The organism is Zhenhengia yiwuensis (assembly GCF_014384995.1).
Classification (GTDB): Bacteria; Bacillota; Clostridia; order Lachnospirales; family Cellulosilyticaceae; genus Zhenhengia; species Zhenhengia yiwuensis.
Window position 1 is genome coordinate 1 of record NZ_JACRSY010000080.1, and the last position, 3,403, is coordinate 3,403.

At 30.0% G+C, this 3,403-nt stretch carries 4 protein-coding genes; all 4 read left to right on the top strand.

All coding sequences use genetic code 11. The annotated features are described in order from the left end of the window. Positions 1–124: 124 nt before the first annotated feature. The 4 genes from H8718_RS19765 to H8718_RS19780 all read left to right on the top strand — a co-directional run bounded on the left by H8718_RS19765 (position 125) and on the right by H8718_RS19780 (position 3,173). Positions 125–1,117, top strand: coding sequence for a hypothetical protein (locus tag H8718_RS19765; protein WP_249334768.1), 993 nt, complete (start codon positions 125–127; stop codon positions 1,115–1,117). Beyond that, on the top strand, positions 1,110–1,295 hold the full coding sequence (locus tag H8718_RS19770) for a hypothetical protein (protein ID WP_249334770.1): 186 nt from the start codon (positions 1,110–1,112) through the stop codon (positions 1,293–1,295). The genes H8718_RS19765 and H8718_RS19770 overlap by 8 nt, the downstream gene beginning before the upstream one ends. A gap of 249 nt (positions 1,296–1,544) precedes the next feature. Beyond that, positions 1,545–2,039 (top strand): GNAT family N-acetyltransferase, encoded by a 495-nt coding sequence (locus H8718_RS19775; protein ID WP_249334772.1) that lies wholly within the window; start codon positions 1,545–1,547, stop codon positions 2,037–2,039. A gap of 87 nt (positions 2,040–2,126) precedes the next feature. Further along, entirely contained in the window at positions 2,127–3,173 is a 1,047-nt protein-coding gene (locus H8718_RS19780; RefSeq protein WP_249334774.1) for a leucine-rich repeat domain-containing protein, read from the top strand. Positions 3,174–3,403: the final 230 nt, after the last annotated feature.

Genomic DNA, 3,403 nt, shown 5'->3' on the forward strand with positions numbered 1-3,403 from the left:
TCATGGAACAATAGGGTATAAAACACCTATTGCTTACGAAAAAGAATACTACAAACAGAAGAAAGCTAGTTAACTAGAAAATCTCCGTTTGTAGTGTCTAATTTCTTGACATAGTATCAATATTATGCGAATAGCATTATATCATTTAGAAAACATATTAGATAAAACCAATTCTATTTTACAACAAATTACAGATATAAATCCTTTAATACTAAAACAAATTATTTTAAATTGTACAGAAGAGTACAATCAAATTATATCTCAAAATATAGGTGAATTTTATACTAACAATGTAGAAAATATCTCCTATTATTCAAGAGATATAGAAGCTGTAGTAACTAACAACATAAATATTGATAAAATACCAATGGATGCAGATGATATTAATAAAATTGTAAGTTGTGTATCATCAGCAATTATAAGCGAATGCTATTCACAGATTAAAACGGGTATAGTAATTGCGGGATATGGAGAGAAAGAAATATTCCCTAGTATTTATGAATATTTAATAGAATTAAAACTTGGGGATTCTTTAAAATATACTCTAGTTAATAAAAGTGAAATAGGAATATCTGTTGATGAAGAAAAAAGTGATTCAGCAATTATGACATTTGCTCAAAGTGAAATGGCACATACATTTGTAACAGGTATAAATCCAGAGTTAGAGCATAAACTAAAAGAGGAAATTATTAATATAGTAGGGCCAATTACTGAAAGGTACGAAGAGGTTAGAAATCATTTAAATTTACCTGTGGGTGAACTTAATGAAGAACAAACAAATATTTTAAAAACTTTAGGTGATAGTATCATACACTCAATTATAACAGAACTTGAAGAAATTCAGAAGGAGAAGCATATTCATCCATTTGTACAAATGGTGGCAACTTTGGATAAGCAACAAATGGCAGAATTAGCCGAAACTTTAGTAAGTTTAACTTCATTTAAAAGAAAAATGAGCATGGATACTGAAACAGTTGGAGGCCCTATTGATGTAGCTATAATTTCTAAAGGTGAAGGATTTATTTGGATTAAAAGAAAGGAATACTTTGATTCAAAGCTAAATAATCATTACTTTACAAAGGATTGTCAATATACAAGGAGGGATTTTAATGATTAGGTTTTCAGATAACAGCTCTTCAAACAAACAATATAAAGGGATTATTGGTGAAACTTACTACAGAAAGGAAAGCAAATCCAAAACAGATAAATTCAAAATAGGTAGCAACTACATTAAAGATACACTTAATAAAACTACAAAAGTTAATAATTCTATAGAAACTAAGTTTTGTATTTAGGCAATAAGTAGTTATTTAAGAGTAGGTTTATGCCTACTCTTTTTTAGATTTGTGTATTATAAGTAGAATACAAAGTTGATATAACATGAATACGGTTTCTAAAGTGAATACTAAAAAGTAAATAGAAATATCATTCGAGGATAAGTCCTAATGAGACCTATCCTTCTTTTTTACTAAAAATACTGACTTAATTAGAAAAGTGTGATAAATTTAGAGTAAGGAAAATAGTTAATTTATAGGGGGAACAACATGCCTATTACAGGAATTAAACAACCTAATATAATAAACATAACAAAAAAATTAAGATTAAGAAAATATGATGGCATATTTGATTTTGCATTGAGATGGTATCAAGATGAAGAGACTCTAATGCTCGTTAACAATTCGCCAGATAAATATGATAGTACTCAACTTGAACGAATGTATACATACTTAGATGGTCAAGGAGAAGAGTATTTTATTGAAGTTTTAAAGGGACAAGACTTTATTCCTATTGGGGATGTCACTTTTTCTAAAGATGATATGCCAATTGTTATTGGTGAAAAGAATTATCGCGGGAAGGGGATTGGAAAGCAGGTCATTGAAACTTTGATTAACAGAGCAAAAGAAATTGGTTATTCAGAAGTTCAGGTTGATGAAATTTATAAGTTTAATTATTCTTCCCAAAGATTATTTGAAAGTTGTGGGTTTGAAAAATATGAGACTACTGATAATGGTTTTAGATATAAGTTGATACTTGCATAGATTTAGATATTTTTGAAGTTAGTTAAACAATTAGTTATTTTATTAGATGAACGGAATAAATTAATTATATATTATAGGGGAAAACAGATGAGTTTAGAGAATCAAGGAAAGCTATTAGTAGAATTAGCAGAAGAGAAACTAAGGGAAGATAAAGTTAAAGGGCTTATTCAATTTTGTCTTAACCAAAGTGATGAAATTGTAATATGCCAATTAAAGTTGGGGAATGAATCGAAGCAAGTACTAAAGCATGTTCAGGTCATAAAATGTAAAGAAACAAATAAAACGCACTGTACAAGAGGGCCTCTTACTATAGTTTACTATATAAAAAATGATTATAATATTAAACAAAAATTTGATAAACTTAAAGATATTTATGCCCCTATCTGTCTAGATGAAAAGGGTGAAGAAACAGGAGAGGATCCTGCTTTCTATATAAATGGTGAATTGCTTTGTTCTATTTGTTCTCACGAGAAAATGGGGAGATTGTTTCTGGATGAGAGCCAATATAAAGAATTTCATAGCTTACGCATTCCACATAGTATATTTAATCCTCCTAAACAACTCAGTCTTGAAGAGAGCATAGAAGAATACGCCTACCAAGAAAGAGAGTCACTAAGTATTACAGACTTAAACTTACAATTTATACCAGAGAATATAGGGAAACTGACCAACCTTAAGAAATTAGAGATTTTTAGTCATGAACTAGTTTGTTTACCTGTAGCATTAGAAAAGCTTACCGAATTAGAGTATTTAAGGATAACAGGAAACAAGGTTGAAAGCCTAGAATTTGATATTTCTAAGCTACAGAATTTAAAGGGGTTAGACCTAAGTGGTATGCCGCTTAAGCTATTTCCTAGCGGTATTACAGAGCTGGCTCAATTACAAGAGCTTTATTTAGATGGATTAAAGGTCAACGAGATACCTGAGACACTTATGAAGCTAAGGCATTTAAAAGTACTTGTACTACCTGAAATAGATGTCAATCGACACTCCCCTGCGTTTATAGACTTTGCTGAGCGATTAAAGCCCAAAACTGCTGGTATATCATTAAAAGATGTACTAGGCGAAGAAGTATGGAACAATATTATTGAATCAGGTAATTATGTAGTAATGGGAGGAAATAAGTGGATGTGATATAAAGATAGCTAAACAATTTGCATCAGATGTTGTTGAAGAGATGCAAAATAAGATGGAAAAGATATAAACAAATCCCAGTTTATAGAATAAATTAGTTATTTAACAAGCGTAAGCGATTAATTAGAATGTGTCCAAAAATAAAAATCGTACAATTAGAGTTGGAGCATTTCACTCTAGTTGTACGATTTATTATTTGCAGTTATTTTGAATCTCTGGTGCCCAAGGCA